This window comes from Salidesulfovibrio onnuriiensis (genome assembly GCF_008001235.1).
Taxonomy (GTDB): domain Bacteria; phylum Desulfobacterota; class Desulfovibrionia; order Desulfovibrionales; family Desulfovibrionaceae; genus Pseudodesulfovibrio; species Pseudodesulfovibrio onnuriiensis.
In genome coordinates this window covers 1917556-1932288 of record NZ_CP040751.1, presented here as the reverse complement: position 1 = coordinate 1932288, position 14733 = coordinate 1917556, and the positions used below count along the sequence as shown (strand labels likewise).

Genomic DNA, 14733 nt, shown 5'->3' with positions numbered 1-14733 from the left:
TTCAGTCGATGGGAAAGACTCTGGGGCCGGATGCGGCGTCCTCCACACGGAATCCCTGCGCGGCAATGGCGTCGCGCAGGCGGTCCGACTCGGCGTAATCCCTGGCGGCGCGGGCCTTTTGCCGGTCCGCGACCATGAGCTGCACCTCCTCGGGCAGGTCGGAAAAGACCACGGGCAAATGGCTGCGGTCCAGGATGCCCAGCACTTCGTCCACGGCCAGGAGCTGGTCCAGGCACTGGCGGGCCACCACACCGGACAGACCGCCCCGTGCGCACCAGCCGTTAACCTGCTTGATGAACCGGAACAGCACCGGCCAGAAGTGGTGCAGGGAAACATCGTTGTCCATGGCCTCGATAAACCCGGCCTTGAGATCGAACACGGCCTGCTCCACCTCCTCGGACAGGCCCTCCCCCCGGTTGCCCACGGCTAGAGTCAGGAGCCCGGCTCCCTCCTGCACCTTGCGCCAGTTCCTCACCCACATGCCCACGCTCTCCGGGGAGGCGGACAGGGACTTGCGGTAGGAGCCGGAAAGAAGCCAGAACCGGACGGCACGGGGGCTTTCCGCCTGACCGAACGCCTCGGCCAGGCCGGCTTCGTTGTCGGCGACAACCTGCTTGCCCACCATCCAGGCCTGGGGCTCCCGGCCGGCGACCGACCAGATGGCCCGCAGGTTCTCCAGGTGCGGGAAGCGGTGCGACTCGCTGCCCACAAAGACATCGATGCGCGGCAAACCGGCCAGGGCGGCCACGGCATGCTGCAGGAACCAGGAGGGCCGGACATTGCCCCACTCGGTTTCCAGCACGTCGCCCAGCTTGAGATCCTGCAGGGTGGCGCGCTTGAACAGCGTGAAGTCCAGGGGGTTGTCCTTGACGTAGGCGTCCAGATCCACGGTCTTGCCCGCCGAAAGTTTTTCCATGTCCTGGGTGCCCAGCTCGCCGTAACGGGGATCGCGGAACACGTCGAAATACACGCTGCGCAGCTTCTCATAGGCCAGACCCTTGCCCAGCAGCTTGCGGCAGAGCTCGAATGCAGTCTCTCGCCCGGCCTGGGCCAGGGGCCAAGCCATGGATTCATGGATGCCCAGCAGGGCGGCCCGCTCCATGACGGCGGCTCGGGTGGCCTCCACGTAATCGGCCCGGCTCCGGCCGGAGTCTCGGGCCGCGGCCAGGGTGCGGTCGTCCATGTCCGCGAGCCCTGCCGCGGCATGGTGGGAAATATCGCGGGTCTCCAGGTACCGGGCCATGACGTCCAGCAGCACCACCCGCCGCCAGGAATCCAGCCCGTCCGGGTTGTCCAGGCTCGGTCCCATGGTATACAGCCCCAGCCCGCCGGAGGCCTTGAGAGCCTTCATGCCGCTTGCCACGTCATGCACGCGCACTCCCTGCTCCTGGCCGGAGGCGAACAGCGGCGTGCTCAGGTATCGTTCCCCGCCATCGGGCAGGATGACCACGATGAGCCCTCGGTCCAGAGTCGCGGCCAGCCGAAGCGCCCCGCCCATGGCGGCCCCCGAGCTCATGCCCACGAAGAGGCCTTCTTCCCGGGCCAGCCTGCGGCAGAGGTCGAAGGCCTCTTCGTCCTCCACGTGCAGGATCTCGTCGAGCATTGTCTTGTCGTAAATTCCGGGGGGGTAGGACTCGTGCATGTTCTTGAGGCCCTGGATCTTGTGCCCGGCGTACGGTTCCACGGCCGCCACATGCACGGGCCCCATCTCGTGCAGCCGCTTGGCGCAGCCCATGGCCGTGCCCGAGGTGCCCAGGGTGCAGACCGCGTGGGTCACCCGGCCGCCGGTCTGTTCCCATATCTCCAGACCGGTGCCGTGGTAGTGGGCGTCCACGCAGGCCGGGTTGTTGTACTGGTCCATGAGCACATACTTGTCCGGCTCCTCACGGGCCAGGCGGTAGGCCAGTTCAATGGCCCCGTCCGTGCCCATGTGCCCGGGGGTGAGCTCTATCTCCGCACCGTAGGCGCGCATGATCATCTTGCGCTCCTCGCTGGCGCTTTCGGACATGAGCAGCTTGATCCGGTACCCCTTGACCGCGCAGACCATGGCCAGGCCGATGCCCGTGTTGCCGCTGGTGGCCTCGATGACGGTCTTGTCCGGCGTCAGCTCGCCCGAGGCCTCGGCGGCCTCGAGCATGGCCTTGGCCACCCGGTCCTTGATGGAGCCGCCCGGATTGCACGATTCGAGCTTGGCCAAAATCTTGACGTGGGGATTGGGAGATAGATTGCGGATTTCAACCAGCGGGGTGTCGCCGATATGGTCCAAAAGACGGCTGTTCATGGCATTTCCTTGGAATCGTGGAGAAATTATGAGATTCAGCTTGCAGCAGACTAGGGCATATTCCAGCTCTCTGCAACTGGCACACAAAGTGCATTTTCAGATCGACAACCGATCACCCACAACGAAAGGACCATGAAATGGCAGGTTACCCCTTCCTCAAAAAGAACCTCGAAATATTTGAAAAAATAGGGCATCCCCTCTACGCATGGCTCTCCAGCCAGAAATATGACGAACAGGCCCTGCACGAGCGACTTTTCGAGAACAAGTGGAAGATCATCGACTGGAAGCTGGACAACGGCAAGGGCATGTTCGAATCCATGCCGCCCTTCAGTTTTTATGAAAAATGGATCCCCGGGGAAAAGGCCCACACCAGCGCCAGCATCATCGTGGGCTGCAACGTGGGGTACGGGCTCAACCACCTGCTCATGAACTCGCCGGACTCCCACAAGGTCATCGTGGTGGAACCGCGTCCGGACGTGCTCATGGCCTGCCTGGGCCAGACCGACTACGAACCGTTCATCGTCAACAAGAAACTGCATTTCTGCGTCCCGGACGAGAACTACATCTACCAGGTGATCAAGAACCTGGACCTGCAGTACATCTACGGCCAGATCCACCTGCGCCTGGACGTTCCAAGCCAGCAGATCGGCCCGGAATACGCACAGTGGAGCCGCATCGTCAAACACAAGCTGGAAAACTTCACCGTGGAGCTGGCCACCCTGCGCTTCCGCCAGGACACCATGGTGGGCAACGAACTCAAGAATTTCAAGCGCGCCATGGGCGACGGCAGCCTGCTGTCCCTGGAAGGCGCGGCCAAGGGCGTGGGAGCCGTCATCCTCGGCGCCGGTCCTTCCCTGGCGGAGTACATCCCCCGAATCCTGGAAAACCGGGGCTACGCCCTGTACACCACCGCACTGCAGACCATGCCGATCCTGCAGAAACACGGCTTCAAGCCCGACCTCTGCCTGGCCATCGACTTCGACGCCAGCATGCTCAAGACCTATGACCGGCTCGATCCGGAATTCGCCAAGGATGTGCCCCTGATCTACTCCACCAAATGCAACCCGGAACTGGTGAAGCGGTACCCCGGCCCCACCATCCCCCTGTGGACCGTGGGCGGCATGGGCACCTTCGTCATGCAGGGCCGGGAACTGGTTCTGGACGCGGGCGGCAACGTCAGCCTGACCCTGACCCGCTTCCTGCGCTGGCTGCAGGTCAGCCACATTGTATTGGTGGGGCAGGACTATGCATGGTCCGGAGGGCGAACCCACTCGGAAGGACACCACGCCTCCCGCGTCATCAAGGAATTCAATCCCAGGTACCACCAGAAACTCACCAACGCGCATGGGGAGGAAATTTATTCCTCGGTCCAGTACCTGGCCTCCAAACGCGAAATGGAAGACGACATCAGAAAGTCCAACCTGGCCGTTTTCAACCTTTACGGGGGCGGCGCAATCATCGAGGGCACCCACATGGTGGACCTGGAGCAGGCGCATCTCAAGGGGCTGCTGGCCTCGGCGCCGGGCAGCGTGGATACCTTCATGGGCCGCCTGCATGCCTGCCGCACCAGCGGCAACAGGCTCCTGATCAAAGCCATGAGCCATGAATGGACCGTCTCCCTGCGCAACGTGGAAAAACGCCTGACCAAGCTGTTCAAGAAGGTCGGCCAGAACCAGAACGAGATCCACAAAACCCTGGAGCAGGTGGAGCTGTTCGTGAAAAGCGAACCCCTGTACATCCCGTACCTGTTCAACGAATCCATCGACATGGCGGGCCTGACGCGCGCCAAGCACCACTACGAACCCAAGGACCTGGGCGAGTTCAAGCGCATCGCCAAGAACGTGCTCAAGAAAATCCGGGAAGTGGACCGCTGCGTGGCGGTGGACGTCGCGGAATCCGCGGCCTGAAACGATCCGGACACGAAAAAACATGGCCCCCGCCCCTGACAGGCGGGGGTTTTCTTTTGAAAAACTTGAATTGCGCCGGGTTTCCTGAAATAACACCCCTCCATGGACGACAACAAACCCTACCTCAATGAAAAGGGGACCTGGTGATCCCCTTTGCCTGCGCCGACCATACCTACAAGTACTGGAAGCAGGAGGGCAAAAAACTGGGGGAAATCCTCAAGGAACTGGGCGCATCCCGCGACATATGGGAGCGCTACACTTTCGGCGACTACGACGGGAACGGCCACGGCCAGTAAACCGCCTTGCCCCGGCCCCTCTTTCGGCCTACAAGCATTGCAATGCAGACACAGCGCACCATATTCCACTGGATTCTGGCCTCGGCCCCCCTTGTCGCGGCCCTGACCTGGATGTTCTTCTCCTTCGGCAGCGAGGCCGAGGTGGCGGAATACTTCAGGGCCTACCGCGAAAACGCCCCGGTCCTGACCCCCATCCTCCAGGTCGTCACCGACTTCGGAAACGCGGCCTTCTATGTCATCTACGCGGCGCTGCTGTTCAAGGCATGGCGCACCCGAGACAGGAAGCTGGCCCGCTTTGTGGGGGTCTACATCGTGGTGCAGCTGGTCATTGCCCTGATGGCCGTGCGCTTTCTCAAGACCACCATCGGCAGGCCCCGGCCGGGATACGACGGCCTGTTCCAGCCCATGAGCCACAGCGGATCCATGCACTCCCTGCCCTCGGGCCACACCACGGAAATCACGGGCGCGGCCCTGCCCTTCGCCCTGCGCAACAGGCAGGTCCTGTTCTCCCTGCTCATAGGCATGGTCATCGCCCTGGTGGCCCTCTCCCGCGTCTACCTGGGCTGGCACCACCCCACGGACGTCTTTTTCGGCTGGCTGCTGGGCTCGGTTTCCGGTTTCGCCATCAACACATTTGCTCCCAAGGAATAGCATGAATACGCTCGGCACCCGCATCTGGGACATCTGCAAGAACCACCCCTGGCTGTTCACGGCCCTGACCGTGGCCGCCCAGACCTGGTTCACCCTGAACAACCGCGCCCTGTGGTTCTCGGACGAGGTCCGCTACGCCGACGCCTACCAGAACCTGGCGCAACACGGCCACTGGATGGTGCTCTCCCTCAACGGCCTGCCCTACCCGGACAAGCCGCCCGTGTATTTCTGGTTCCTGTGGCTGCTGGATACACTGACCCCGGCGGATATGCCCACCGTATTCTTCCTGGGCGCGGCCCTGTCCGGCCTGCTGTTCCTCTACGCCTCCTACGCCCTGGCCCGCACCCTGGGCTTCAACAGGGATATATCCCTCGGCGCGGTGCTCATCCTGCTGACCAACTTCTTTTTGGTGGGCCTGTTCCACTATTCCCGGATGGATCTGCTCTTCAGCGCCGCCATTGTCGGCGCCTGCGCCTGCTTTTTCCGGGCGCTGACCAACGAAAGGCAGGGGCCGTGGCCCGTGGCCGGATTCGCCCTGGCCGGACTGGCCACCCTGATCAAGGGGCCGCTTGGCTTCATCATCCCGGTCATGACCCTGCTGCTCTGGAGCCTGTGGCGCGGGCAGCCCAGGCGGCTGTTCACCCTGCGCTTCCTGGCCGGGCTGGGCGTCATGCTCGGGATGCTGACCCTGTGGGTGCTGGGCGTCATGCTGGACCAGGGACCGTCCTTCCTGCTGGATACGGTCATCGGCAAGCACGTGGTGCAGCGCGCCACCAACACCTTCCACCACCGGGAATCCCTGCAATACTATTTCATCGCCCTGCCCCTGGCCTGGCTGCCATGGACCCTGTTCCCGGTCGCCCTGCCCTGGAAGGGACTGGCAACGGCCCGGTTCTGGAAAGGCATCCTGCGGGAACGCCGCCAGGAAAACGGCAGGCGCTCATTCCTCTGGTGCCTGTTCCTGGGCACCTTTGTGCTGCTCTCCAGCCTGAGCGGCAAGGTGCTCATCTACATCCTACCCATGTTCCCGGCCCTGGCCCTGCTCATGGCCGAGCCGCTCCTGAACCTCCTGGAGCGCCGCAGCCGCAGGCTCTGGGTGATCCTGGCGAGCTTCTGCGCACTGATGGGTGCGGGCCTGTTCCTGGGCGCGGACCTGGCGCCGCTCCAGACGCCGGTGCGCGGTCTCGCCCTCGCCTCCCTGGTGCTGCTGGCGGCCGGAACGCTCCTATACCTGAAGCGCAATGCCGGCCCCAAGGCCAACATGCTGCTCCTCTGCCTGACGGTCACGGCATGGCTCTACCCCGTGGGCCTGCTGGTGGCCCCGTCCCTGGACCCGGCAATGAGCCCCAGGCCGCAGGCCGAGCTGCTGAAAACATTCGCGGACAAGGGCTATGCCCCCATGTCCTTCAAGACCTACCCGGGCATCTTCACCTACTATGCCGGGCACCAGCTGTTCGAAACCGGACGCTGGCCAGAACTGGACCAGTTCCTGAAGGAACACGACAAGGTCGTCCTGGTCATCCGCAAGCACCACTGGGAAGAATGGAAGGACCGGCCCGAAGACCTCATGATCATCAACAGCCAGGAGATTTCCGGCAGCACCTACCTGCTGGTCGTGAAGGAAAATCCGGCCGCGCATTGACCAAACGCAGGGGACGGTTTAGACATTCTCAAGAGTTTATCATTGTCTACCAATGCGGAGTGACATGTTCCGTTTTCTGATGATCGCCCTAAGCTTTTTCCTGTGCGCCTGCGCCGCGGCCCCCGTGGTGCAGGTGGCGGGCTACGGCATGACCGGATACGACGCGGCCATGCTGGCGGACGATTACCTCCCCCGGGAGCGAGTGGAATTCAACAAGCCCATGGCCTGCTCCGACGCGGTCATTGAACGGCGCATGGATGAACGCCTGCTCATCAAGGGATACCCGGAGCTGTCTCCCTATTCCTTCGGAGGACACGTCTACCTCGTGGGCGAGGTCCTGGATCGCCCCAACGGCCAGCGCGCCACGGAAATCGCCCGTTCGGTCCTGGGCATCAAATCCCTGACCACCCATTTCTTTCCCGTCTCCGACCTGAGCGATGTCTCCACCGACCGGCAGCTCACCACCACCCTCTCCCAACGCTTCAAGAAAGACACGACCCTGGGCACAAGCCCACTGCGCATCGCCGTGGTGCAGCGCACCGCCGTGGTCATGGGCCCGGCGGCCACCCCGGAGCTCAAGCGGCACGCCCTGAACACCGCACGGACAACGCCCGGCATCCAGCGGGTTGTCGACTATGTTGTCGTGGCCCGTTGACAAAGCGTTCAAACACCTGTTTATTGTTCATAATCGCCCCTAACGATCCATAATATTTAGATCGTCCCATTGAACGATTCCATGTTTCATGGAAACCGGCACCGTGATCACGGGCCGAGGGCGGCATTTTTTGCTGGCAGGAAAGTTGCTTATCCCTTCCATCGGGTCAACTCAAATGGGGAGCACACCATGAGAGCCGCATTGCCTGCGTTGTTGCTGGCCGCCGCATTGGCGACGGGTGGCTGTTCCGCGCTTCCGGTCATGATCGGATTCATTCCCGGCGCGCCCACCTACTTTTCCTCCATGTTCGACGGAACCACCTGCGCCTACGAAACCGCCGTGGACGAACGCAGCACGAACCAGCAGATGAAGGACGCCCTGCTGGAAGGCCATATCAAGGCCGAATTCATCAAGAACAAAAAGGTCGATCCCGTGGGCGTCACGCCCTACTGCTACTACGGCAAGGTCTATCTTGTGGGCGAGTATGATGGCGAGGAGGAGCTGCGGGAGGTCATGAAGATCATGGACGCCATTCCAGACAAGAAACGCGTCATTCGCCGCCTGTACCTTTCCGAGGCGTCGGAAGACGGTTCCACCACCCGGAACTATCTCCTGTCCTCGCAGATTCGGGCCCGGCTCATGGCCGACATGGACGTGACCAGCACCCCGGTGCGCGTGGAGGTCGTCCAGCGCGACGTGATCCTGCTCGGGGTCATTAACGACGCAGAGGAACGCCGCAAGATCATTGCCCAGGCCCAGCAGGTGGAGGGGGTCCACAAGGTGATCTCCTTCCTCAAGCATCCCGAGGCGGCCAGGGCCCCGCAGGCCGTGAAAACGGAACTGGCGTCCAAAACAAAAAAGAAACCGGCGGCAGCGCAAAAAAAGAGCGCCCAACCGCCCATGACCCTGGCCGAGTCCAACAGGACGGACCGGGGACGCTAGCTAGCGGTACAGGGAAAAATACCAGGCCAGGACCTCGTTGCCCGCCAGGATATGGAGCATGGCCCCCAGGCACAGGAACGGGCCGAACGGGATGCGGGTCCGAACGCCGCTGCCGTCGGGGTGGCGCATGTAGACCACGCTGGCGGCCAGGGCCGAGACCGCGGCCGCAAGTATGGTCATGGGCAGCCCGCCCACGCCCACCAGGGCCCCGATGCAGAGCATGAGCTTCACGTCCCCGGTGCCCAGCCCCTCCTCCCTTCGGACAATGCGATAGCCCTGCTGCAATACCCAGAAAAAGCCGCCTCCGGCCATAGCCCCCACCAGGGCCCCCTTTAGAGCGGCCCAGCCGAAAAACGCCTGAACGGCCAGGGCCAGCACCGCGCCGCCCAGGGTGATCCGATTGGGCAGGATATACAATTCGAAGTCGATAAAACTGCCCACGATGAACAGGCCGCCGAAAACCATGTAGATGAGCCAGGGAAGGGAAAGGCCGAACTTGAGGACAAGGGCCACGGCCCAGGCCAGGGACAGGAATTCAACCGCCGGATACCGCAGCCCTATGGGCCTTTTGCAATGACGGCAGCGCCCCCGGAGAAGCAGGTAGCTCAGCAGGGGCAGATTGTCGTACCAGGCCAGGGATGTCCCGCAATGCGGGCAAAAGGAACGGAGCGGACGTATCAGGGACAGTTCCGCGACATAACGATGGATGCAGGCCGTATAGAAACTTCCGAGCACCAGCCCGAGCACGGCGGCGACAGGCACCGAAAAAGAAGGGGAGAGCCCCAGGATCCAGGGCATCGGGGTTTCCATATCACCTGCCTTGCGACTTGAAGATCGTGTTTTTTTCCTGCATGAATAACCGGTTGACGGACTCTCTGAGAGCTACCGCATTTTCATGCCCCGCACAAGGGAACCAAGGAGAACGCCATGCCGAGCATCAGCGACAACGCCAAGCGCCACGTGGTCATCGACCGGAGAGCGAGACACTATCTCTGCTTTCCGGACATCTGCGCCACGCCAAGCGGGCGCTTGATCGTGGCCTACAACGAATACGACCAGCACGTGGGCAACCGCCGCTTCCTGCTGACCAAACACAGCGACGACAACGGTGCCACCTGGTCCGAGCCGCGCATCGTGCGTTCCGAACGCAGCCACTGCCCCCGGCTGACCCGGCTCGGCGACGGGCACATCCTCCTTCTGGAAGACATGCACAAGGCCGCCCTGTGGAGCAGCGACAACGGAAACAACTGGGCTGAGGTCAAGACCTCGGGCATTCAGCACGGGCTCATCGACAGGGTTCTGGAGATCGACGCCGAAACCCTGCTCACGGCCGCACACTCCCACCGGGGCACCCATGCCCACCCGGCCATCCGCCAGGCCCCGGCCGAGCAAATGGTCTATATCTCCGAAAACCGCGGCCAGGTCTGGAAACCGCTTTCGGTCATGGCCAACGACCGCAACCTGGTCCTGTGCGAGGCTTCCATGTGCAGGCTGGAGGATGGCCGCATCATCGCCCTGCTGCGTGAAAACAGTTTCGTCTACGAACCCATGTACCTCTGCGTAAGCAGCGACAACGGGAACACCTGGAGCGATCCGCGCCCCACCCCGCTCATAGGACACCGCCCCACCCTGGGGCTGACTCCCTCGGGGAAACTGCTGGTCACCTACCGGGATGTGGGACCGGACCGGGGCACGGCCGCATGGCTCGGCAGCCTGGAGGAGCTGGACGACTTCCGGGTGCACGGCCATGCCCCGGGCGCGCCCAGCCTGACCGAAGAGGGGCTGCGCGTGGTTTCCGGGCCGGGAGCCGAGGAAGTGGTGCGCTATGCCCTGCGCCCCCTCACCGATCCGCGCCACGCCACGGCGGAAATGGAGGTCGAGGTCAGGGTGGACCTGGCCGGCGAAAACGGCTGCGGCCTCCGCTTTGCCGGGTTGTGGTGGATGCTCTTCCCCGACCGCATCGTTCCCCGGCCCGCCCGCGAAGACATGGAAAGCCCGGAAGGCGTCCCGCTGCCCGAGGGGCGTTTCAATGTCATCCGGCTGGCCTACGACAGGGGTCGGTGTTCCCTGCTGGTCAACGGCGAGGAACGCCTGGCCCTGGACGTGCCCGGCGACGACGCGGAAACGCGCCCCATCCTGTTCGGCGCGCCGTACCCCTTTGAGGACAACGCCGTGGACTGCACCTGGAAACGGGTCCGTCTGCAGACCGAGGAACCGGGCTACCACCGGAAGTACTCCTGGAGCTGGCAATCCGAAGACGGCCTGCCCGATCAGTGGAAACGCGACCACGTGCTGGAACTCAAGAACGACCGGGACGCCAATCCCGGCGACTTCGGCTATTCCGGGTGGGTCTCCCTGCCCGACGGACGATTGCTGTGCGCCTACCATCACGGCGGCAGCGACGAGGAAGGCTACCAGCCCGGAAAATCCGCACGCATACTGGGAACGTTCTTCTCGGAAGAGGATTTCGCATGATCACCCGTACGCCCCTGGCCTACGTACACGATGGAACCCCGCTGGAAGGCATCCTGGTCGTGGACGCGGCGACGGAGGCCCCCCGCCCCGGCGTGCTGCTGGTGCATGAATTCATGGGCATCGGGGAATATGTGCTCGTCCACGCGGACCGGCTCGCCGCCGAAGGCTATGCGGTGCTGGCCTGCGACATGTACGGCAAGGGGGTGCGCCCCCGGGACGCCGCCGAAGCCAGCCGATATTCCCGCATCTACCGGCAGGACCGGATGCTCATGCGGCAAAGGGCCCGGGCCGGGTTGCAGGCCCTGGCGCAAAGCCCGTGCGCGGACCCGAACCGGCTGCTGGCCCTGGGATTCTCCTTTGGCGGCTGCGCGGTGCTGGAATTGGCCCGGTCCGGCGCACCGCTGCTTGGCAGCGCGAGCTTTTACGGGTATCTCAACACCCCGCACCCGTGCGCGAAAGGAAAGGTTCAAGGCTCCATTCTCGTGATGCACGGAGTTCGGGACAAGGTCGTGCCCATGGAGGAAATCCCGGTCCTTGCCGAGGAAATGCGCACGGCCGGAGTGGACTGCCGCATCCAGCTCCACACGGATGCGGGTCACGGTTTTTCCAACGAGACCCTGGCTGAAGACCCGGCCACGGGATCGGCATATTGTCCAAAAACCGCGATGCGCGCCTGGAAGGCCCTGCTCTGCTTCTACTCGGAACTTTTAACGAACAACACCGAATGAATACCGATCCCCAAAAAATACTGATCGTGCGCATAGATCGCATCGGCGACATGTTCACTACCACCCCGGCCATACGCGCCCTGCGGGAACAGTTCCCGAATGCGCGCATCGACATGGCGGCCAGCCAGGGCAACCACACGGTGGTGCACAACAACCCGCACCTGGACCACGTCTATGTGTTCCACCCCAACAAGATCTGGAGCTGGCCCATGGCGCTCCTCAAATTGTGGGCTACCCGCTACGACTGGGTCATCAGCCTGAACGCCCAATCCAGCACGGCGGCCTTCCTGGCCCGGTGCACGGGGGCTCCCATGCGCGCCTCGTATGACGTCAAGAAGACAAAACAATCCTATACGTTCACAATACCGGACATTTCCAACGAGCACATGGTGCACAAGCAGCTCCGACTCACAGAGGCTCTGGGCGCGCCCTCAACAGACACATCCCAGGTCTTCCCGGTCGCCGAGAGCCTTGCCGCCGAGGCGCGAAAACGCTTCCCCCGGCAGGATGGCCTGCGCCGCATCGGAATGTTCATCGGCAACGCCAAAAAGGTGCAGACCCGCTGGCCGGCCGAAAAATTCCGGGAACTGGCCACACGACTGTTGGACGAACGGAAGGTGGAAGTCTACGTCATCGGAGGACCCGGCGACGCGGAACTCTTTGAGGGCTTTGCATGGTCGGCCCGCTGCATCCGCTACCCGGGCGGCAGCCTGGAGCAACTGGGCGCGTTCATGAAGACCTGCGACCTCATGGTCACCAGCTCCACGGGCCCCATGCACTTGGCCGCGGCCGTGGACGCCCCCATGGTGGCCATTCTCGCGGAACACACCTACCAGAACTGGCGCCCCCTGGCGGACATGCACACCAACCTCAACTCCGGGGATCCCGGCGTCGATGTCCGGGACATGCCCGTGGAAACGGTTCTGGATGCTGTTCTGAAAAAACTGGACGAAATGGGAAAAGACTAATCCAGGGAAATGGAGCCCGGTTTCTTGTTCTGCCGGTTCCATTCCCGCTCCTTGTCCCGGTCGCTCTGCTGATTCCTGAGTTCGCGCCGGATGGAGACAAGGAACGCCTCGGCCTCTCGCAGCCGGGGATTGATGCGCAGGGCCAGCTTGAGATGCTGCCCGGCCATTTCCAGGTCCTCCTTGCCGTGATAGGCCCGGGCAATGTTGAAATGCAGGTGCTCGTCCCTGTTGTTGACCTCCAGGGCCTTGCGGTAGAACCGGATGGCGTCGTCGTAAAGCTCGCGCTTGCGCAGATCTATGCCGAACGCGTTGAACTTGTGCCGCTGCTCCTCGCGAAAAACCTCGTCAATGGTAACGAGCTTGTCGATGAGCTGACGCAGCTTGGAGAACTCCCGCTGCTCCGCGTACACGCCGCCGAGCCCCATGTTGGCGTCCACATTCTCGTCGTGCATGATGATGGCTTCGCAAAAGGAGCGTTCGGCTTCGTCAAGCCTGCCGAGGTTGAAATAGCGCCTGCCCATACGGACCTTCTTGTGAAGGGATTCCAGGCAGGGAATCATGTTGTTGCGGTAATACTCCAGTTCCGGGGTGTAGTATTTCAGGAAGGTCTCCCGATCCACCACCTTGCGCACGCCGGAGGGGATGTTGTGGGCATTGAGGGGCTGCACCTCGTAGTTGCGCTCGTTTATCCTGCGCACAAACCAATAGGTGCCGTGTCTGTACCGGGACGTCCGTTCCCCGAACTGGTACTGATATTTGGGACTGTGGGAATAAACCCCCATCACCTCGTACTCTTTGCTTTCTTCCGGCATATCATCCTTCACGCAAAACAGGGAAACCGTTATCCACTGAATTATACCAAACCCGTCTAAAAATACGTGAGGCCAGCCCAACAATCAACCCGTTTACAAGGGGAATTAAAGCTGGAACCGCGTTGGCTTCACGACCGTTTCATGCCATGCTGGGGCAAAGGAGGAACCATGGATCGGAAAAGAATCGAAGCCATTTTCGAGGCCTACTTTGAAAAGTACAAGAAAACCGAGGGAGACCGAACCGCATGGTCCGCATTCTGGACCGAAACCACTCCCAAGGGGGTCCTGGAACTGAACATGACCAAATGCCCCAGGGGAACCATATTCAAGGTCTTCGTGGACAAGCGGAAATTCGATGAAGCCAGGGGCTGGGACGGCTACTTCGCAACCATGGCCGAACTCGAAAAACAGCACCCCGGCCTGTACGACGAGGAAAGGATCTTCCCGGACATGGAATCCGTCATCTGAGCGGAGACTCGCGCCAATCCTCGAGCCCGTATTGCTGCAGGATCTCCCGGAGCTTTCCGGTGCTGCGCAGCTTGGCCATGCCGTCGTCCAGCATGCGCGCATAGACCCGCGCCCGGGGCAGATTGGGCGAAAAGGCGACATAGACCGGGTCGGGTTCACCCACGGAGCCTGCGGAACGAATCTTTCCAGCCAGGCCCATGTCGCGCGCAGTGAACAGCAGCACATTGGCATCGCTGAGAATCATGTCTATCTGACCGTCCACAAGGCGCTCCAGGTTTTCCCGCAGGGGCTGCGCGCCCAGGGCATAGATGACATCCACCCCCTCCACGGCCTTTTCAAGATACTGCATCATGGTTTCGCCGTAGAAATAATCCCGGCTCACGCCGAGCCGCCGCCCTGCAAGGGAATCGAACCCGGTAAACGTCCACGAACTCTCCACCGTGGTAAAAAAGACATTGCCGCTCCGCCCCACTTCCTGGTCCGGAAAAACAAAATCCGGGGCCTCGCTCTTGGCAACGCCTATGGCCCCCTCGTACACGCCCGCCCGGGTCTTGTGGAGGGCGTCCTCCCACGAGGTGGTCACGTAGCGCAGGTCAATGCCTTCCTTGCCATAGATCTCACGTGCGATATCCAAGACATATCCCTTGAGCGGATCCGTGACCCCACAGTTGTACGGACACCATTCGTCCGCGGACAGGGTGATGGATTCAGCCCGCGCCCCGGCCGGAGCCGAACACAAAAACACAAGAAAAAAACAGAGGATACCAATTATTTTCATGACCTATCCCGGACCAGCAAAAGACCTGTTTTCACGATGAACACCAGCCATTGCACAGCTTACCGGCGCCTCGCCATCAAGGCAACCCTCATTGCGAGGTTTGCCGGGCCGCCCGAATCCATTCGCACGT

The 14733-nt window shown here is 62.2% G+C and carries 14 protein-coding genes; 10 read left to right on the top strand and 4 right to left on the bottom strand.

Translation table 11 applies throughout. From position 1 onward, the window contains the following. Position 1: 1 nt before the first annotated feature. Positions 2-2281 (bottom strand): cysteine synthase, encoded by a 2280-nt coding sequence (locus tag FGL65_RS08710; protein ID WP_147820830.1) that lies wholly within the window; start codon positions 2279-2281, stop codon positions 2-4. A 137-nt stretch (positions 2282-2418) separates the two neighbouring features. Here FGL65_RS08710 and FGL65_RS08705 point away from each other — a divergent pair, with 137 nt between their 5' ends. From FGL65_RS08705 to FGL65_RS08680, 6 genes are all read left to right on the top strand, one after another. Next, the gene (locus FGL65_RS08705) at positions 2419-4188 is read left to right on the top strand and encodes a motility associated factor glycosyltransferase family protein (protein WP_147820829.1); all 1770 of its coding nucleotides are present in this window, start codon (positions 2419-2421) and stop codon (positions 4186-4188) included. A gap of 143 nt (positions 4189-4331) precedes the next feature. Then, complete coding sequence (locus FGL65_RS08700) at positions 4332-4484, top strand: hypothetical protein (protein ID WP_250645607.1); 153 nt, start codon at positions 4332-4334, stop codon at positions 4482-4484. 42 nt (positions 4485-4526) lie between these two features. After that, on the top strand, positions 4527-5135 hold the full coding sequence (locus tag FGL65_RS08695; RefSeq protein ID WP_147820828.1) for a phosphatase PAP2 family protein: 609 nt from the start codon (positions 4527-4529) through the stop codon (positions 5133-5135). A 1-nt stretch (position 5136) separates the two neighbouring features. Continuing rightward, the gene (locus tag FGL65_RS08690; protein ID WP_147820827.1) at positions 5137-6777 is read left to right on the top strand and encodes an ArnT family glycosyltransferase; all 1641 of its coding nucleotides are present in this window, start codon (positions 5137-5139) and stop codon (positions 6775-6777) included. 64 nt (positions 6778-6841) lie between these two features. Further along, positions 6842-7432 carry a BON domain-containing protein gene (locus FGL65_RS08685; RefSeq protein WP_187170601.1) on the top strand — a complete coding sequence of 197 codons (591 nt, stop codon included), beginning with the start codon at positions 6842-6844 and terminating at the stop codon, positions 7430-7432. A gap of 189 nt (positions 7433-7621) precedes the next feature. After that, positions 7622-8374 carry a BON domain-containing protein gene (locus tag FGL65_RS08680; protein WP_187170600.1) on the top strand — a complete coding sequence of 251 codons (753 nt, stop codon included), beginning with the start codon at positions 7622-7624 and terminating at the stop codon, positions 8372-8374. Here the strand turns inward: FGL65_RS08680 and FGL65_RS08675 are convergent, their stop codons facing one another. After that, positions 8375-9184, bottom strand: coding sequence for a prepilin peptidase (locus FGL65_RS08675; protein WP_147820824.1), 810 nt, complete (start codon positions 9182-9184; stop codon positions 8375-8377). Positions 9185-9301: 117 nt separating this feature from the next. Between FGL65_RS08675 and FGL65_RS08670 the strand changes: the two genes are divergently transcribed. Genes FGL65_RS08670 through FGL65_RS08660 form a run of 3 tightly spaced genes read left to right on the top strand, consistent with a single transcriptional unit; the run spans position 9302 to position 12545 of the window. Next, positions 9302-10849 (top strand): sialidase family protein, encoded by a 1548-nt coding sequence (locus FGL65_RS08670; protein WP_147820823.1) that lies wholly within the window; start codon positions 9302-9304, stop codon positions 10847-10849. Next, positions 10846-11577 (top strand): dienelactone hydrolase family protein, encoded by a 732-nt coding sequence (locus FGL65_RS08665; protein WP_147820822.1) that lies wholly within the window; start codon positions 10846-10848, stop codon positions 11575-11577. The genes FGL65_RS08670 and FGL65_RS08665 overlap by 4 nt, the downstream gene beginning before the upstream one ends. Next, positions 11574-12545 carry a glycosyltransferase family 9 protein gene (locus FGL65_RS08660; protein WP_147820821.1) on the top strand — a complete coding sequence of 324 codons (972 nt, stop codon included), beginning with the start codon at positions 11574-11576 and terminating at the stop codon, positions 12543-12545. The genes FGL65_RS08665 and FGL65_RS08660 overlap by 4 nt, the downstream gene beginning before the upstream one ends. Here the strand turns inward: FGL65_RS08660 and FGL65_RS08655 are convergent. Next, positions 12542-13357: a tetratricopeptide repeat protein gene (locus FGL65_RS08655; RefSeq protein WP_147820820.1), complete on the bottom strand. Its 816-nt coding sequence runs from the start codon at positions 13355-13357 to the stop codon at positions 12542-12544. The two genes, FGL65_RS08660 and FGL65_RS08655, sit on opposite strands and share 4 nt — an antisense overlap. Before the next feature lie 168 nt (positions 13358-13525). Here FGL65_RS08655 and FGL65_RS08650 point away from each other — a divergent pair, with 168 nt between their 5' ends. Further along, a complete protein-coding gene (locus tag FGL65_RS08650) occupies positions 13526-13825 on the top strand; it encodes a hypothetical protein (RefSeq protein WP_147820819.1) in 300 nt (99 codons plus the stop codon). Here FGL65_RS08650 and FGL65_RS08645 read toward each other — a convergent pair. Then, entirely contained in the window at positions 13818-14603 is a 786-nt protein-coding gene (locus FGL65_RS08645; RefSeq protein WP_147820818.1) for a substrate-binding periplasmic protein, read from the bottom strand. The genes FGL65_RS08650 and FGL65_RS08645 overlap by 8 nt on opposite strands. Positions 14604-14733 lie beyond the last annotated feature (130 nt).